We start from the raw sequence: 15,835 nt of genomic DNA, 5'->3' as shown, positions 1-15,835 counted from the left end.
AAAGTGCATGAATTAAAAATTTGGTTTTCCAATAATTTGAATAGGATATGATCTATGTCAATAAATTACAGCAAGAAAATGGCACATGACTTAATGTTACATACAGGTATAGTTATACTGTTTTTATTATTATCTTTTGTAATCAATAAGATTCCAGATGGAACCTTCATCGCAAGCGGTGATTTTTACCAACTAATTGATATTAATGATAATCTTGATCGGTATTTATTTACATGGTTCAATCAACTAGGACAAGGGCAATATAATCCCCTAATTGTAGCATTCCCATTTTATGCACTTCAATCTATTTTATACAATTTAGGATTATCTTATGCAAATATTGCTAATACAATAATGTTTATCTTTTTCATTGGTTCATTTTATAGTTTTTATTTTGCTGCAAGAATAATTGATATAAATATTACAAATCACATTAGAATATTGAGTTCAGCTATTTATGCTATAAACATTTTCACCTTCACGATTTTCACTTATTCATGGGGGTTTACGCATCACTATATTATTTATATATTTATACCAATATTGATTGCTTTATTTGAACATTTAGTAAGCAATTATTCCAGAAAAAACATTGCTTATTTTACAATACTATTTTTAATTTCAACTATGGGTTTCAATAATATAGCTTATCTAGCAGCTTTATTATTTATTCAAGTGTTAGTTTCAATTGCGTTTTTTGCAACAAAAAAAATCCCATTCACATTAAAAACAATGAAGCGAATATTCTTTATTTTAATTTTACAATTGTTATTATCTATATATTTCATTTTGCCATTCTTTGCTTCACAATTTGAATATATTTCAATGATCACCAGCGGAAAAGTATTGGGGGATATGTCAACTATATTCGCTTGGACTTCAAATCATGTATACGGCATATTTTCATTCGCAATGTATAACGATAAATATCCATTGAATAATTTATATTCTAGCTCGGATATATTTCCCGCAATTTCACTTGGCTATATAATATTTCTAATTATTGCAATATTGTGTCAAGAAAGTAAGCAAGACAAAAATTGGCTACATTATTTGATAATTCTTGTAGTACTTTTGTTATTATTAATGCGTGGAACATCTCCTTTTGATATAATTAACATATTTATATATACATTGCCTGGATTTACATTATTTCGCTCTCCAGATAAATTATTTGTATTTTATCCATTTTTTTATTTAATTTTATTGAGTTTATTATTGTGCTATAGCAAGTTTTCTAAAAAAATGATAACGACTATTTTAATTCTCATTTTAATTATACCTATTCCGTTTTATATCGGGGGTATCCCTACATATTTATCTCACGAAAATCAAGATGGGTATAAAGATACCATTCAAATTCCATCAGAATATTATGGTATCAAAGGAATAATTAATGCTGACAATCGTCAGCTATCAATTATTTCTTTACCATATAGTGTAGTTACTTCATTAAATTGGGCTAATTATCCAAAATGGCATTTTGTTGGCCACGATGTTTTACATCTACTCTATAATAAATTATATATTTCGGCTAATACGTATGATCACCCCTCATTGGAAACAAAATTGACATTTTGGGAATACAACAAAGCAAATATAGTAAACAACGATGAGTTTATTAGCATATTGCAGAAATATAGTACGCAATATATTATATTGCATAAAGATATTAATCGACAATGGGTCGATAATTCTAAAGTTGTAGACGAAACAATAAAAGAATTGGAATCAAATCACATTCTAATAAAATTGGTTGAAAATGATTATTTCACATTATATGAATTAGATGAAAATTATTTGATACCATTGATTTTATCTGATAACAATGCTGTCGATTTTCAGAAAATTAATCCTATCAAATATAGAATTAATATACACAATATAACGGAAAAGACAAACATCGAATTTCATCAATCTCATAATTCCCAATGGAAGCTCTACCTTGAATCGAATCCAAATGATTCCTGGTGTAAACCACTAACATACTACGAAAATACTAAAACGATCGAATGTGAACCCACAAATAAAATATTCGAACTCAACGAATTGACATATTTATGGAAAAAACCTATTTTTGATGATACGCATGAAATAGTAAGCGAATATGCCAATGGTTGGACTATTGATCCAGAGTACATTAAAGAAAATTATCCAAAAGAATTCTACAAAGAAAATCAGGATGGAAGTATTGAAGTAGAAATGGTACTATATTTCAAGCCTCAGTCCTATTTCTATATCGGGCTTCTTATCTCAACACTTATCTTGACATTATGTATTAGTTATTTACTATGGGATTGGAAGACAATGATCAAAATAAAAAATACTTCCAACCGCAAAATAATTGAAAAAAGTTGAAAGATTATGCCAGAAATTGAAGTTATATATAAAGGGATATATTATGATACGTAAATACATGATTCTATCGATTTTATTCTTATGTATATTTGTTGGCTTAACATCAGCCCAAGAAGATATTCATTCAGATATTTTCAATCTCGATTTATCCAGTTGGACTGCAATTACTTTAGATTCTTGGCAGATTGAGAATGGTATAGCTACCAGTACAGGCGGAAACCCTGGTTTAATTTATAATGAATGGGATGATACACAATACATCAGTGAAATCGATGTTACTGCAAATGATACACTAATAAATAAATATTCACAGATTGGTTTTTATGTTTACTACGAAGATTCTGATAATTATGTAAGAATTTTTTTGAGGGACGATGATCGAGGCAAAGATAATTATGATGGACTTGATTATGAATCAAAAGGTCCTTCCTTTGCGAATGCTCGGACCTACAACATTAATACCTCTAGCAACACTTCGGTAGAGTTCGATTCCAACGTCATGCACCACCTAAAAGTGGTCCGCCTCAACAAAAACATATACGTCTACTTCGATGACGAACTTGCTCTGACATTTGAATTCAAAGACGAAAATCCGGCAGGGAAAGTCGGCTTTTATGTATACTCATGCACAGGCTATTTCGACAACTTCTATCTCCGCCCCATCCTCATGGAGAACGCCTCTGGCTACATCAACGAACTCAACCTCACCTCCACCAACCCAACCACCCGCATCGGCTCGATTTACACACTCCACCTAGATGACATCACAAATGAAAACGTCATGTTCAGTTTGAGCAAGTTCGGCAAAACCCTGGACTCAAATGTAGCATCGGAAGGTGATACAGTATCTCTCAACTTTGAGAATGGGGATGAGGCTGTGAACTTCAAAGTAACACAAGTATTCGATGCAGAGGATAACAGCGCAGTCTGGCTTGAGGATATCATCTCAGCCAGTACTGATGACCTTAACATTGGTGTGGATGAGATATCGATCGAGCCGAGCTATTACCAGGAAGAGGATATGGAGATCCAATTCTCGGTGAAAAACCTGGACGGGGGCAGGTATACTGCCAAGCCTGAGATCACAATATCCACAGACGGGGATAGCAAGACCATTTATCAGGAACTTGATCTTTTATCAGGGGATTCGGAAGAGATCAAGGTCGTGCTGAAGGCACCTCAAAAACAGGGCAGTCAGAAGGTCACTGTGACGATCAGGACCGAGTATTCTACCATTGAGAAGTCGGTGGACTATCAGGTGCGGGTAATCAACCCGACGGTTACGACACTCTCAGCAGACCTGCAGGAAGATAACGGGATACGTGGTACTGTCAGCATAGGTTCTCCATTCTCTGCTGAACTGGTGGATTGGGATACGACGGCAGCGATCAGGGTCTACAGAGTTGTTGATAACGGGAAGAAGGAGATATATTCCAAGGATGTGCCTGTCACTGGCTCTACATTTAACATCGCTTTGGGGTACAATGAGTTCTACCGTGGGGATGGCCAGTATGTTGTTAGTGTGGACACCGGGGGAATGCAGGACAGCGATCTATTCGAGATCGTGGGAGAGGATTTTACTTATGCTCCGACTGGAGATGAAATGCCGCCTACCATCCTTACCGGTGAACTGTATCCAAAGCTCATGATGCTTCTGATAGGTATGTTTGCGGCAGTGTCTGTGAGGAACCACATGCAAAGGATGACGCGGTCGCTTCCACTTGATATACTGGCGATCGCCTGCGGGCTTGCAGTGCTTGCAGCTGCGTTTATCAGAGGGGAATCTGACATGGCTGCTGCGGGGATCGTCCTGACTGGCACTGGCATCGGTATGGCTGTGGTCAGGAGGAGTGATTCGGCTGTGGGTAAAGTGTTTATGATGGATTCACATCTGCACGACTTTGCAGGGATGCTACTGGTGTTCCTTAGTGCGGGGTATATTGTCATGCAAGTGCCGGAGTGGAGTTTTTACATCGTTGTCGGGACACTGGTCGGGTATTATAGTGCACTGAACCTGTATAGGAGAAGATGAGATATATTCTGACCCGCATACGAAATTATAATGGATCTCCGAGGTAATAAATGACCAATCCTTCAAAGAACAGCTTTGTGATGTTTGCGGCATTCTTCATAGGTGCATTCCTTAACTATGCATTCAATGTTGTAATGGGCTGGATGCTGACACCTGCACAATTCGGCATGTTAGGGGTATCAGCATCATTTCTGCTCATACTTTCGCTATTTGTGACATCTGCGTTTCCGCTTACCACTACCAAATTCATCTCAGGAAAGCATGATAGATCTACAAAACACCGTGTATTTAAGAGCGCATTAATTGCAAACATCGGCATTGCTGTGCTCTTATCCGTGTTATTCTATATTAGTTATACAACTAATATTATCGATCTTGGAGCAAGTTACAACTTATTAGTCATAGGCATCCTGCTTGCAACAATACTCACTGCCATGGCAGTCATTTATTTTAGCATACTTCAGGGAACTTTCCGCTTCAAGTCCTTTGCATTCATCGGGATCATAACTATTTTTGCAAAGCTCATATCCGGAGTCATACTGGTTAAAATGGGTTTTGGGGCACTTGGTGCAGTCCTCAGCTTCCCCATATCAGTGTTCATTGGGCTTTCCCTTGCGATCCTACTTACCAGGGACTTCACCTTCTGGAAAACAAAAGGATGGGCTGATACCAATGTCTACTTCTTCGCCCTGCCGATGTTCTTTGGCACACTGGGTACCACACTGCTCATGAACATCGATATCATAGGCGTGAAGTTCCTCACAGACGTAGCGCTTTCAGATGCGCTCTCTGGGTACTACAGAGCAGCTTTGATCCTTGCACAGTTACCCATATTCATGGTAGGTGCATTGATGAGCGTACTATTCCCGTACATCTCAAAGCACACCGAAAATGACAGGTATGCATCAAAGAGTATCAAATACGGTGCATTGTTCATCCTCCCCCTTGCACTTGTGATCGCAGCGGTCCCAGACGCTTTTATTCTGTTAATGTTCCCACCGGAATATATCGCAAGTGCACCGGCACTTGCCATAGTGGCCATAGGCATGGGTTTTTTGGTCATGACAATGGTCTTTACAAACATATTCCAGGCACGCAATGTTCCAAGAATACCAGCGATTGTCCTGCCACTGGCCGTGATAATTGAGATCATCTTACTGATCTTGTTGGTTCCCTCATACGGGATAGTCGGTGCAGCAGCATCGACCACCATAGCATGCTCAATCGGATGTACCGTAATGGCAGGTCTTTATGTGCACACATATAAACTCAAACTGGACCATCTTGCAATGGTGAAAACACTGGTGAGCTTTTGCATACTGCTACTGGTACTATACACCCTCCCGCATACGGGTTTATTCCCACTGGTGGGAAGTCTGACCCTAAGTGGCATCGTATATCTTGTGGTATTGGCAAGCTTCAGGTTGTTGACAGAAGAAGATGCATCAATATTCCTTGCTGGTATGCCGAACCATAAAGCCGTAACCCCCATCGCAGAAATGATCTCCAGGGTCATCAAAAAACTGAACCGGGTGTGATGATACGCCTGTATCATATTGACCGAACGATTAAAATTATAAGATATGACTGATAGACGAAGAATCTCTCACAGGTAAAAATTAAAATGGAAACAAGTAACTGGCCACCATCCAATTATCCGATTTTTCTTGCATTAGTCTTGCTTGCAGCCACAGCAGTGACCCTTGCAATGGGTAATGAGAGTCGGGCTGAGAACCTTGCCATCTATGCATATTATCTGTTGGTCATTGGTGTGACCATAAGGTTCCTGGAGATTTCCCTTCCAGACAACACTCCGGAAAAGCTCAGATCTGCAATGGCCCGGGTATCAGGAACCTTACGTAAATTATACGCATTGTGTAGTCGATCTGCAGGAAATATACACATATTTCAAAAGCTCAGTGGATTGAAGCCGTCCATGGAACATAAGCCAATATCCCTGCCCCGCATGGAACAAGTGATCAAACGATCCCATTTGGTGCTTATGAAGAGTATATCAAAGGATGTATCGATCAATCTAGGGGTATTGTCTGTTATACTGTATGTATATGGGTCCATGTTCGGCTGGTGGATCGTCAGGGGATATCTGGAAATGATCCTTTTGGTAGTGATTGGATTTTCTTCACTGTATCTGCTGTCGAGCATACTTCTTAGGCAGTCAAGTGAAAATTAAACCGGGTGCATAATGAGTGGAACAAAGAATAGTGCGGCCCGGCATTCAATGGATAGATATGCCCTTATTTATTATACTCTACTGACACTTGCGATCTTCCTGCCGCTATTTCGACCTGGCTATATTCTGACTTTAGATACTATCTGGGCCCCTCACCGAAATTATCTTGCAGATCATATCCTGAGCAACGCCATTGGGGGACAGACACCATTCCTTGCGCTTCTCCAGTTTCTAGAACTGATCTTACCTTCATGGGCCACACAAAAAATCATCTTGTTCTCAGCTTTTTTAATGTCAGGCATATCTGCCCACATATCTGCCCCATCTAAGTCTGTTCACGGCAAATACTTTAGCGGAACCCTGTATGCAATAAATCCGTTCATTTACACCCGATTTTTGGCCGGACATCTCTATCTACTGTTAGCATACGCTTTCGTACCCCTTGCAATTAGAAGTTTCTCGGATTTTCTAGAGGATAGAACTAAATGGAAAAGAGCATTGCTATGGACCACTATTGTAGGGATATTAGATATGCACGTTCTTCTGACCGTCTTTTTCATTCAATTGTGCATATTTGTTTTTGCCGTATATGATAAAAAAGAAGAACGAAAGAACATTATTAAAAGTACTGTTCATTTAGGTTTAGTTTATTTAGCAGTCAATATGTTCTGGATCTTACCTGTATTTTCATCTGTTTTTCAAGGATCAAGCTTCCTGGGTCAGATATCAACACCGGACCTATCCGCTTTCACCGCCAGCGGTACGATCTCAGGGAATATACTGCTCTCAAATGCTATGATGTATGGTTTCTGGCGTGGGGGGTATGAGTATCCATTTCATTTTGCACCTAAGTGGATATTTGTGCTACTCTTTACTGCAATTTTGTTCCTCGCAGTTCACGGATTTTTATATAACACAAAGAAACCCCTGCACAAAGGCCTGGTACTATCTGCCATGATCTCTTTAGTACTTGCAGGTGGTATCTCATACCCATATTTTGCACCGATCTTTGAGTACTTGTTCGATCATTTATTCATATTCAAAGGCATGAGAGATTCTCAGAAATTTGTAGGTGTTTTGGTTTTAGCATATTCATTCCTGGGCAGTTTGGGTGTTGATGAGCTATTAAATGGTTTTAGAAATAGTAAAAGAATAGAACTGGCATCAAAAAATAAACAAAAGATATGTTCAATAGCTCTGGCTGTGCTCATAATTGCAGTTCCATTAGTTTATTCGTTTACTATTTTCAATGGATTTCACGGTCAGATCGAACCAAAGGACTATCCCCCAGAATGGTATGATGTCAACGATCTTCTAAACAACGATACCGAAGATTTTGATGTCCTGTTCTTCCCCTGGCACTTATACATGAGCTTCAGTTGGAGCGACAGGAGGATCGCAAATCCCGCAGGCATCTTCTTTGAAAAACCCACAATGATCGGGGAGAATGCAGAGGTTGGGAACATACAGACACAGAGTTCAAAACCAACACAACATTATGTGGGGTATTTACTGGAACACAAAAACGAGATCAATAATTTTGGAGAACTCATAGTGCCATTGAACGTCAGATATTTAGTTCTTGCAAAGGATGTTGATTATTATCAATATGATTTCCTCTATGATCAGAGTGATCTGGAATTAGTTATGGAAAATGAAGAACTTGTCGTATTCAAGAACCTTCATAATACTTCAAGGGTGAGGGAAGTAAATTCTTTGATCGAAATAAAGAATTGGGCTGAATTGGTAGAGCTGAGCAAAACAGTCGATATTAATGAACATGGTTATTTGATAACATCTGCTGATACAGAAGGTATTGAGATGGATGCAATCGATACATCGGAAAAAGAACTCAACTATACTAAAGTATCGCCATTTAAGTATCATTTGCATGACTCAGCAGAATATATACTCTTTACCTCACCTGACCATGATCAAAATGGCTGGGTAATTGATAGTGGTAAAAGTTTGGATTCAGCAGGATTAACGTCAATATTTACAACATCCGACAATATTGCAGGTAGCAGGGATATTTACTATGAACCCTTCAACACATATATAATAGGAGCATTTATCTCTATCTTGATGACAGCGATCATTTTGTTGCACCGCTATAGAAGATCCATACTTCAATCATAACTCTCATATAAGAGTATCAGACTTTGTAACAATGAACAAATATTTCGGTGCTTTTATATAGTTTATTGCTTATAACAAATCACTTGAAGATAACGGACCAATTGTTATCATTATCATATGGGATGTGGTCTTATAAATATTAGAGGTTAAATATGCAGTCAAAATCTAGAACCAAAATGCATAGAAGATATGCCAGTATTGGAATAACGATTGCCGTTGTAATAATGATGGTCTTGTCAGGTCCTGTAAGTGCTGTTACAGTAGGAATTACCGGCCTGGATGGAACCACTCCTACAAAGGGTGATTCTGTAACATTTGATGTTACTGCGACAATCGAGGACCCTGATAAATACGTACCAATTGATAATTTCTCATTGGATATCACAGGTGCTACTACCACAGAAGTTGTCTTTTCAACAGATGGAACTGTACTATCAGGATCAGGTATAACAGTTGTAGCCGTTACAAGCCCGTTATCAGCGGAATATGGCCACGGTTATGGGTATGGCTATGACTCCAATGTGGGCTATGGGTATGACTTTGGATACGGATATGGGTATGGATACGGATATGGTGCAGGCGGAGAAGATGTTGAATATAAATATACCATCACCCTGGACACATCCATCCTCAATACCGGTGCCCACGAAGCGGTATTATCCCTGAACACAGGCAATTCAGCAAAGCCTTCATTTGACTCACCATCTGCATCCTTCACAATTGAAGCAGCCAGCAGCCCTAGTAGCGGCGGCAGCAGTGGTGGCGGCAGCGGCAGCGGTGGAGTACGTATAGTTGCTGCTGATGACACCGAGGAACCAGAGGACGATACCGGATCAGGTGACGGCACAGATGGAACTACCGATTCTGATGACGGTACAGATGGAACTACCGATTCTGATGACGGTACAAATGAGACTACTCCGGAAACAACGGAGAAGCCATCCGGACTACTACCTGGATTTGAGGCAGTGTTTGCTATCGCAGGATTACTAGCAGTCGCATATATTGTAAGAAGAAAGGATATTGAGTAATACTGAAGGGTTAAATTGACCCTTCCATTTTTATTTTTTTAACTGATTTACTACTTAAAATACATTAATTTATTTTGATTTCAAATTCAGAGAACCATGTCTCATTTTCGGATAATTGATCTTCCGATGATGAGTCCCACATCAAGACCTATTTGTGTCAACTGTAAAGGCAATATGCGTATGGGACTAAGCTAAATCGTATCCTGTGATAGAAACGAGCTTGGACAAGTTTTAATGAACCTCATTGACAATTCACTTCAAATTTACGTATAAGGATACGAAAGAATCCGGTTATGCTCAGAGAACAGGAACATGCTTGAATTTTATGTAAAGGATACTGGCATAGGAATACCTGAAAATATCTGGCAACAATATTTGAGAGGTTCCGCCAGGTGGATGGAGAACACTCAAGAAAGTATAAAGGAACAGGATTAGGACTTGCAATTTCCAGATATCTTGTAGAACTTATGGGTGGAAATATAAGAGCCGAATCTGAAGAAGGAAAAAGAACTACGTTCTATTTCACGATCCCTGTAAAATAAGATACAGAGCTCAAAAATAAAACACATCGAAGAGTTATTTTTGTCATTGGGGTTTCAATCCACAATAGCATCTTTGCCATTGCCTTTTACTTTTAGACCTTCATGTTCCAGAAGTAATATCTTAAGATCGATACCACTTGAAAAACCAGTTAACTTTCCTGAAGAACTGACAACACGATGACAAGGAATTATTGTTGATATCGGGTTTGCCCCAATTGCACTACCGACTGCACGTACAGCTTTGGGATTGCCTATTGCTTTTGCGATATCAGAATAGGAGACCGTGGTTCCGAATTGGATATTCCTAAGAGCTGACCATACCTTTTTTTGAAAATCAGTTCCATCAGGCAATAATTCAAGATCGAAGTCTTTCAGATCACCATTAAAATATTGTTGCAACTGCTCCTTAGCATTCGAGAATAGAGAACCATCATGTGTCCACTCAGATGAGATAGATAATCTTTTTTTGCCTTGCTGAAGTGCGACCATTTTCAGCTCATCAGTATCACCTACGAGAAGGATCTCACCTACAAGGTCTGTTTGCATTGTGTCATAGTACATAACAATAACTTTGTTCTTTCAAATATAAAATAGTGTTTAGTTCTTGATCCCAGATCGATCGGCCTGTTATTATCACTCAAACCGGCTTCTGACCATGAATGTAGTTACTGCTACAAGCAATCCGAAAATACCTGAAAGAATGAAAACAGCTTGCAAACCAAAATATAGTAAAATTATACCCAATGTGATCGGAGCAGCACTTTGTCCTAAATATTTCATAGTATTGTAGATAGAGAGAACGCCTCCTTTTGACCTTAAGGGTGCAATTTGAATTATTTGTGTATCGGTACTTGTTTGTGTAAGACCAAAACCTGCTCCAAATACCAGTAAAAGAAGAAATAGTACTGGAAGCTGAACACTAAATGATATTAAAAATATGGATGTTGCCATCAGGAAAAGACCTGAACCTATCAGCACTGGCAATGAGAATTTCGAAGCGATCCTTTTGATAGTGGAAGCTACTAGAATAATAGCGATACCCTGAATTGATAGTACAAGGCCTGCTTCTTTTGCTGCGAACCCGAATATATCTTTGAGCATGAAAGGAATGTAAACGATAATAGAGAAGAGCAAAAAGAAAATAGCAAAGCTTAGAAAGACAGTGTAAGCAATTCTGATATCTTTTAATGCACGTAATGCTTCACCAAGTCCTCTTGCAGTTTCGTGGTGAGAATTATTCTTAGTTTCAGGAAGCAACATCCACATCAGAAGGGAAAATGGCAGGGAGAGGACGTAGAACAGGAACGGATAGTTCCACCCCACTGTCGCCAGCCCTCCACCTATAAGAGGTGCTGTAACAGACCCAATGGCGATAGCCATACTTATCCTGCCCATGGAGTGAACACGGTCAAGCCCTTCATAGACATCCCCTATGACCAGCATTACCAGTGACATCATACCGGCTATCCCCACACCCTGAACAAACCTCAGGACAAGCAACGTTTCAAGATCGGTAGCAAAGAAGCTGAGAAGCCCCATCAGACCATTGAGCACAAGACATGGAACAAGGATGGTCTTCCTATTGACCCTATCCACGAAATGACCAATTACCAGCGAAAAGATGGCTGTGGAAATAGTATATACGGTCATCAACTGTGCAACTTCGTGGGGCATCCTGCCAAGTGGACCCACCATCTGAGGAAGGACAGGAGCAAGTATAGCACCACCTGCCATTGCAAAGAAGGCAGTTGCTGCAAGGAATGAAAGGTGATAGGGTTTGAATTGCATTTTTAGAGGTCCTGGGAGAATTTGGTCTTAGAGATGAGATGATGTTTAATTAAGTTCACTGTACGACCAGAAAAAGAGAAAAGAGAATGAATTGAGTCAGTACTAAAACGAAACTAGCATATACTAAATGTGTCAAAGCTAGGCCAGATCGAACAGATACGATCAAAACATCATATAGAGATGTGACATATGAAAAATAATCTCAACATCGTACAACTCAAAAGGAATGGTTTTCTCCCCCAAAGACAGAAAGACTTGTTCTCAATGCGCATTGGCGTCACTGGAGGTCATGTGGATGCAGGTCAATTAAAAGCCCTTGCGGATGCTGCTGAAAAGTATGGCGAAGGATATGTGCACATCACGTCCCGACAGGGCATCGAAATACCTTTTATTGACCTTAACGATACGGATGCTGTCAGATGTAACATGGATGACGCAAACATAAGAGCAGGTGTTGCTGGCAAGAGGGTGCGTGCAGTCGTAGCATGTCAGGGAGACCAGGTGTGCAATCACGGATTGATAGACTGTCAGACAATTGCGGAACGCCTTGACAATTTATATTTCGGAGCAGATGTACCATACAAGTTCAAGATCGCTATAACAGGATGTCCCTCAGCATGTCTGAAACCGCAGGAAAATGACTTAGGCATCATGGGAACAGTACATCCTAAATGGAGCAAGGACACATGCACAGAATGTGGTGTGTGTATAAAGCACTGTAAAGCCAATGCCATAACCAGATCAGGCAGCACCATTCGTATTGACAAAGATAGATGCATACTCTGTGGAGACTGTATCCTCGCCTGTAAAAAGGATGCACTACAAGCGGAAAAGATAGGGCATACAATATTTGTGGGAGGAAAGGTGGGAAAGTTCCCCCGTGAAGGTACAAAGCTTGTGGAACTTTTTGAGCTGGAGAAGGTCTATGATATTGTTGACAGAACCCTTGACCTTTATTGTAAGCACGGCAGAGAGGGTGAGAGATTGGGAGATGTTATCGATAGGATTGGCATTGAGAAGTGCAAAAAAGGGCTTTGTAAAAATCCTCATCCAAACTAAAAACACAGTCTTGATAAATCTGTCAAGATTGTGCAATATCACTTTGAACTTCACTTATTTACTTGATTTCTATACTTTCTCGCACGCAAGTTTTCTCCATATTTTCTTTTCAAAACCGAAAACATCGTTTCACTCAAATTTCGCATAGAGTATATCTTGCTATCGAATTCCCGTAACATGTTATTACGATATCTTTCTTTGATTCACTTTCGTTCACGTTTTCTTAGTGGAACAATTGCTATTGATCCAAGTTTCCCCCTTGCTAATTCGTGGATGTTTTCAAAATCATAGGCTTTATCCATCACATAATATATAGATCTCCTATTGCGATGACATTGTGATAGCAATGTCTTTGCATGTTTTGCATCATGAACAGATTTACCAGATATCTTGTAACCAGTGATTACAAATTTACTAACAACAACTGAAATGCTAGTTTTAACGTAACTTCGCCTCCACTTTTTAATTCGCCAGGAATAATAATTGCTACAATAACCACTTGTGAACCCAGTGGAATCAATTGCAGTAATGTCTATAGAGTCTCTATTTTTATATAATCGGTCAAGTGTTTTCTTAAATATGGTATCCAAAACAACAGAATATGTACGAGTAACAAATTTTTGAAGTTTGATGGAGAACAATCACATGGGACTTCTTATTATAAAAATAAGTGGCTTAGTTGAAGTTAGAAAAGAGGATGTCTACAGAGCCCAAATTATAAATTATAATAAAACAATGTCTGAATATAGTCAAATTTATAGGGGGAGGAGTAAATGGCTGATTTAATTGGACTTGCTATAGTATTTCTGATATTCGCTCTGGTTGCTTATGTACTGGGCGCAAGAGGGGTTGCTGGACTATCCATGACAATTGCAAAATGGCTTGTGATAATCTTTATTGTACTGGCTATTATTACCATTTTGCTGTAAAAATCCCTTTGCTTAATAAATATCAGTAGAGAAGGCTATATCACTAATAGAAGAGGGGATATAAATATCTGAAATTAAGGCTCTGTAGAAATCCTCAATATTCGGACAATAATCAACTTTAAAAGAATTAGTGGATGTGTTACATGATATTGGAATAGAATTCCAATTCCAGCTCATATATATTGATTTTGATAGGTTTTCTACAGAGCCGTTATTCATACATATAATTAAATGGAACCCTAAAGACAATAATGGAATAACTCGAAGATAGCATGAATGAAAATAGCCCAATAGAGTGGAATCCATCAGTGAATGGATTGACCTTTCGACTTCCAGATATATTGTTGTAGTGGATATTAAGGATTCTGAAGCTTCTGTGGCTGCGGCATTTTCCTGGAAAGACATTTGTCAGATCGATACCTTCCCTATTATGGAAACTCACAAATTGATGACAATTGTTTCTGAATATATGTAAAAGGATAGACTATTAATATAAATTACTCTTGGTAATTGACCTTGAAAAATTCTCTGATTTTAGGCATAGTTGCTGATACTCAGGAGTTTCTATAAGTTCCATGGAACCTTTTAAAGCATTCATAGAATCAAGTGACTTGGATACAGATAATTCCTGATCACTTTCTGATGCTTTTATGCCAAGTTTGCCAATACTATTGATTATCTCTTCCACAATCAAGGGATCTATTCTTTTATTCACACAGGAAACACCAACGGAACCAAGAGAATCTATAACCCTTGAAGATTCTCCATCATAATTCATATCAATTGCTTTTTGTCCTATTTCATAAAGATGATTAATGACGGTAGACAACACACTTCTTTGATTTGTGTCTGCTGCAACTGTCCCTATCTGCTCAAGGGATGAAGAAGCCTGCAGTACTGATTCACCAAGATCATTCTTCTCTAATTCCTTCCATAAAATCTCAAGGTTCCTGATAACAATAAATGTGGAATCTTCGTCACTGTGTATCAAGGTGAACTTTCCAATTTTTGCCAAGCGGGAAAAGATATAGTTGGCAATTATTTTTTGTTTGGTCGGTTCAAGGTTATTGCGTATAAATATTTCTTTGGCACGCATTCCTATGATATTTAGGCCGTTCCTTGTTGTTTCAAAATCGTGATTTAAAAGGGAGCTGCTGATAATATCAATAATAGGTTGTATAGGATCATTTTCATGAGCAGTGTAGGCATCAGAGTGGACATCTGTTGTGATACTGCCTGCGGTCAGTTTCATGGCCTGTATATTCAGCAACGTTGAAGGTTTGAGCATATGAAGTGTTCTAAATAGGTATGGGAATAATGTTAGAAACGAATAAACTCCAGTGTAGAATGAAATGGCGATCTGTAGTTGCATATCATATTTGCCCTCATTTCCTGGAATCGACTTGAGAACGAACAAACTATAGGTCATGGAGCCAATATAAATAACCATCAATATCCAGAAATCTGGATTATATGCCCTGAGAAGGTCTATCATTCTCACAGAATAGGAACTTGAAGCAAGTTCCACAGCAACAAGGCTAAATGAAACAATTATGGCCATTATAGCTGCTTCACTCTGTATGAGAGCACTTATCATATATCGTGCACTTGTCATGTCATAAGTTGAAGGGCCAAATAGTACGTTAATGTAGTGCAATATTCCAATACTAAACAAAAAGAGAAGAATATAGTAGGCAATCCGTGATATCCACAGATGCAATACATCGGTTGAAAAGGCTTCCTTTATTATTTTAACAGATATCATT

The 15,835-nt window shown here is 38.7% G+C and carries 14 protein-coding genes and 1 pseudogene; 11 read left to right on the top strand and 4 right to left on the bottom strand.

Features of this window, described 5'->3' with window-relative positions; translation table 11 throughout:
* Positions 1–54 precede the first annotated feature (54 nt).
* The 7 genes from MBUR_RS11495 (at position 55) to MBUR_RS13595 (ending at position 10,293) form a co-directional block, all read left to right on the top strand.
* Positions 55–2,358 (top strand): hypothetical protein, encoded by a 2,304-nt coding sequence (locus MBUR_RS11495; RefSeq protein ID WP_011500226.1) that lies wholly within the window; start codon positions 55–57, stop codon positions 2,356–2,358.
* Positions 2,359–2,722: 364 nt separating this feature from the next.
* On the top strand, positions 2,723–4,390 hold the full coding sequence (locus MBUR_RS11490; RefSeq protein ID WP_198003750.1) for a hypothetical protein: 1,668 nt from the start codon (positions 2,723–2,725) through the stop codon (positions 4,388–4,390).
* A 50-nt stretch (positions 4,391–4,440) separates the two neighbouring features.
* Positions 4,441–5,928: a flippase gene (locus MBUR_RS11485; protein ID WP_011500224.1), complete on the top strand. Its 1,488-nt coding sequence runs from the start codon at positions 4,441–4,443 to the stop codon at positions 5,926–5,928.
* An 86-nt stretch (positions 5,929–6,014) separates the two neighbouring features.
* A complete protein-coding gene (locus MBUR_RS11480; protein ID WP_011500223.1) occupies positions 6,015–6,581 on the top strand; it encodes a hypothetical protein in 567 nt (188 codons plus the stop codon).
* Between the two features lie 12 nt (positions 6,582–6,593).
* Positions 6,594–8,720: a hypothetical protein gene (locus MBUR_RS11475; RefSeq protein WP_011500222.1), complete on the top strand. Its 2,127-nt coding sequence runs from the start codon at positions 6,594–6,596 to the stop codon at positions 8,718–8,720.
* A gap of 152 nt (positions 8,721–8,872) precedes the next feature.
* Positions 8,873–9,751 carry a PGF-CTERM sorting domain-containing protein gene (locus MBUR_RS11470; protein ID WP_011500221.1) on the top strand — a complete coding sequence of 293 codons (879 nt, stop codon included), beginning with the start codon at positions 8,873–8,875 and terminating at the stop codon, positions 9,749–9,751.
* A gap of 362 nt (positions 9,752–10,113) precedes the next feature.
* Complete coding sequence (locus MBUR_RS13595) at positions 10,114–10,293, top strand: ATP-binding protein (RefSeq protein WP_083754978.1); 180 nt, start codon at positions 10,114–10,116, stop codon at positions 10,291–10,293.
* Positions 10,294–10,347: 54 nt separating this feature from the next.
* Here MBUR_RS13595 and MBUR_RS11465 read toward each other — a convergent pair whose 3' ends face one another.
* On the bottom strand, positions 10,348–10,854 hold the full coding sequence (locus tag MBUR_RS11465) for a methylated-DNA--[protein]-cysteine S-methyltransferase (RefSeq protein ID WP_011500220.1): 507 nt from the start codon (positions 10,852–10,854) through the stop codon (positions 10,348–10,350).
* 72 nt (positions 10,855–10,926) lie between these two features.
* Positions 10,927–12,081 carry an MFS transporter gene (locus tag MBUR_RS11460; protein ID WP_011500219.1) on the bottom strand — a complete coding sequence of 385 codons (1,155 nt, stop codon included), beginning with the start codon at positions 12,079–12,081 and terminating at the stop codon, positions 10,927–10,929.
* Between the two features lie 189 nt (positions 12,082–12,270).
* Here MBUR_RS11460 and MBUR_RS11455 point away from each other — a divergent pair, with 189 nt between their 5' ends.
* Entirely contained in the window at positions 12,271–13,140 is an 870-nt protein-coding gene (locus MBUR_RS11455; RefSeq protein ID WP_011500218.1) for a 4Fe-4S binding protein, read from the top strand.
* Here the strand turns inward: MBUR_RS11455 and MBUR_RS13590 are convergent.
* Positions 13,114–13,766 (bottom strand): annotated as a pseudogene (locus MBUR_RS13590) (IS5 family transposase); the annotation flags it as partial. The gene MBUR_RS11455 and the pseudogene MBUR_RS13590 overlap by 27 nt on opposite strands.
* A 19-nt stretch (positions 13,767–13,785) precedes the next feature.
* Between MBUR_RS13590 and MBUR_RS13950 the strand changes: the two are divergent.
* The 3 genes from MBUR_RS13950 to MBUR_RS11440 all read left to right on the top strand — a co-directional run bounded on the left by MBUR_RS13950 (position 13,786) and on the right by MBUR_RS11440 (position 14,544).
* Positions 13,786–13,926 carry a hypothetical protein gene (locus MBUR_RS13950; protein ID WP_157196725.1) on the top strand — a complete coding sequence of 47 codons (141 nt, stop codon included), beginning with the start codon at positions 13,786–13,788 and terminating at the stop codon, positions 13,924–13,926.
* Positions 13,914–14,069 carry a DUF1328 domain-containing protein gene (locus tag MBUR_RS13585; RefSeq protein ID WP_011500216.1) on the top strand — a complete coding sequence of 52 codons (156 nt, stop codon included), beginning with the start codon at positions 13,914–13,916 and terminating at the stop codon, positions 14,067–14,069. The genes MBUR_RS13950 and MBUR_RS13585 overlap by 13 nt, the downstream gene beginning before the upstream one ends.
* A gap of 295 nt (positions 14,070–14,364) precedes the next feature.
* Positions 14,365–14,544, top strand: a complete 180-nt coding sequence (locus MBUR_RS11440) for a DUF3303 family protein (protein WP_011500215.1) — start codon at positions 14,365–14,367, stop codon at positions 14,542–14,544.
* A 12-nt stretch (positions 14,545–14,556) separates the two neighbouring features.
* Here MBUR_RS11440 and MBUR_RS11435 read toward each other — a convergent pair whose 3' ends face one another.
* Positions 14,557–15,834: a DUF2254 family protein gene (locus MBUR_RS11435; protein WP_011500214.1), complete on the bottom strand. Its 1,278-nt coding sequence runs from the start codon at positions 15,832–15,834 to the stop codon at positions 14,557–14,559.
* Position 15,835: the final 1 nt, after the last annotated feature.

The organism is Methanococcoides burtonii DSM 6242 (genome assembly GCF_000013725.1).
GTDB lineage: Archaea > Halobacteriota > Methanosarcinia > Methanosarcinales > Methanosarcinaceae > Methanococcoides > Methanococcoides burtonii.
This window is presented reverse-complemented; position numbering and strand designations above follow the sequence as displayed.